Origin of the sequence: Massilia frigida, assembly GCF_011682175.1 — a bacterium.
GTDB classification, from domain to species: Bacteria; Pseudomonadota; Gammaproteobacteria; order Burkholderiales; family Burkholderiaceae_D; genus Telluria_A; species Telluria_A frigida.
In genome coordinates this window covers 1-300 of sequence record NZ_WHJG01000214.1, presented here as the reverse complement: position 1 = coordinate 300, position 300 = coordinate 1, and the positions used below count along the sequence as shown (strand labels likewise).

Genomic DNA, 300 nt, shown 5'->3' with positions numbered 1-300 from the left:
ATTTTCGAAGCTGGTTACATGGTTGACTGGCGTGGCAGTGGCCTGTCTTTTTTGCATGGTTGCGCTGTTTTGGGAGTCGCGCAACCTGGATCGGACACACCAGATTCAAGAAAACTCGGCCGCTTTAGCGAAGGAGTTTCGCCAAGCGTCGGACGATATGACCCGAACGGTTCGCCTGTTCGTTGTGACAGGCGATCAACGATATAAGACCGTCTACAACACGATCGCTGATATGCTCGACGGCAAGGTTCCGCGACCGACACAGCCTGAGCGCATTTATTGGCCTTTCTTTGAAGTTAG

Annotated in this window: 1 protein-coding gene; it reads left to right on the top strand. The window is 52.3% G+C overall.

All coding sequences use genetic code 11. From position 1 onward, the window contains the following. On the top strand, positions 1–300 hold a 300-nt coding region (locus tag F2P44_RS35275; RefSeq protein WP_441295300.1), incomplete at both ends, for a CHASE3 domain-containing protein.